This window comes from Streptomyces sp. NPDC057623 (genome assembly GCF_042800355.1).
Taxonomy (GTDB): Bacteria; Actinomycetota; Actinomycetes; order Streptomycetales; family Streptomycetaceae; genus Streptomyces.
In genome coordinates, this window is sequence record NZ_JBHVGZ010000028.1 from 1 (window position 1) to 1641 (window position 1641).

A 1641-nucleotide genomic window follows, 5' to 3' on the forward strand; every position below is an offset into this window, starting at 1 on the left:
AGGTCACCCGGTACGCCGCGTTGTACGGCGAGGCGGTCGTGGTCGTCGACGCCCGCCGCGCCCCGGTGGCGCAGACCGGCGGCATGCGCGCCGCGGACCCGGCCGTCGCCCGCCTCGTCGACGCGGCGCTGCGCAACCAGCCCGTCTCGCCCGGGGGCACGCTGCGCCCCTGGTCGCGCGGCGACAGACTGCTCGCCCGCCCGGTGGGCACCGGCATCCGGGTGTCCGGCGCCGTGGTGCTGCGGGCGTCGGTGCGGGCCGCCGCCGACGACATCGCCCTGCGCTGGGCCCTCGTGCTGGCCGGTGCGGGCCTGTTCGCCGTGGCCTGTCTGCTGCTCGCCCGTGCCGCCACGCGGTGGGTGGTACGCCCGCTGCACCGCCTGGACCACGCGGTCGGCGCCCTGGCGGCCGGACTGCCCGCCGAGCACGCCCGGGAGGGCGGCCCGCCCGAACTGCGCCAGCTCGCCACCGGCTTCAACCGCATGGCCGACGCCGTGACCACCGCCCTGGAACAGCAGCGCCGCCTGGTCGCCGACACCTCGCACCAGCTGCGCAACCCGCTCGCCGCGCTGCGCCTGCGCATCGACTCCCTCCAGCTTCGCCTGCCCGACTCCGCCACGCGCACGTACACGGGCGTGACCTCCGAACTCGAACGCATGGAGCATCTCCTCGACGACCTGCTCGCGCTCGCCCACGCCGAACACCGCGCCGGCGAACTGGCCGTGACGGACACACCGGAGGCGCGCTGCGACGCGACGGCGGTGGCCGCCGCCCAGGCACAGCTGTGGCGGCCGCTGGCCGAACGGGCGGGAATCCGCCTGGAGTTCGTCCCCGGCACCGCCGTCCTCACGTCCTGCACGGAGGGCGAACTGGCTCAGGTCGCCGACATCCTGCTGGACAACGCGATCAAGTACGCCGGGAGCGGCGCCCGCGTCGAGACGCGCTGTCTCACCGAGGGCCCGGACACGGTGTTCGAGGTGCGGGACGACGGCCCCGGCCTCGCGACCGGCGAACTCCCCCGGGCCGGCACCCGCTTCTGGCGCTCGGAGCGCCACCGCGCGGTACGCGGCAGCGGCCTCGGTCTGGCGATCGCCGAGCAGCTGGTGGCCGGCCGGGGCGGGCGCGTCGAGTTCGCGGCGGCCGAGCCGCACGGACTGCGGGTCCGGGTCCTGCTCCCCCGCGCCGAACGCGGCGCGGGGGGCCGGAAGGGGCCCACCGCATGACCGGCGCCGCCCGACGCACCGCACTGCGTGCCGCCTTCGGCACGGCGTGCGCCACGCTGCTCGCCACCGCCGCGACGGCCGACGCACGGCGCACGGACCTCGGTCCGAAGGGCAGGTTGCGCATCGCGACCGGCGAGTCCGGCAACTTCTACGCCGCGTTCGGCCGGCTGCTCGCCGACCAGGTGACGGCGGCCTACCCCCAGCTGTCCTGCGAGGTGCTCAACAGCGAGGCCAGCGTGGCCAACATCCGGCTGCTCCGAGCACGCCGGGCCGACGTGGCGCTGGCGCTGGCCGACATCGCGGGGGCCGCGTACGGCGGCTCGGCGCCGTTCGGCGACCGGGTCCCGCTGCGTGCCATCGGCCGGGTCTACGAGAACTACCTTCAGCTGGCCGTGCGCGCCGACGCGGGACTCTTCAC

At 76.5% G+C, this 1641-nt stretch carries 2 protein-coding genes; both read left to right on the forward strand.

What is annotated here, in order from left to right:
- The coding region (locus tag ACFU95_RS26250) for a sensor histidine kinase (RefSeq protein ID WP_383831954.1) at positions 1-1223 on the forward strand (1223 nt) is incomplete at its 5' end.
- Positions 1220-1641 (forward strand): TAXI family TRAP transporter solute-binding subunit (locus ACFU95_RS26255; RefSeq protein ID WP_383831956.1); only part of this gene is annotated, 422 nt, incomplete at its 3' end. The genes ACFU95_RS26250 and ACFU95_RS26255, both read left to right, overlap by 4 nt.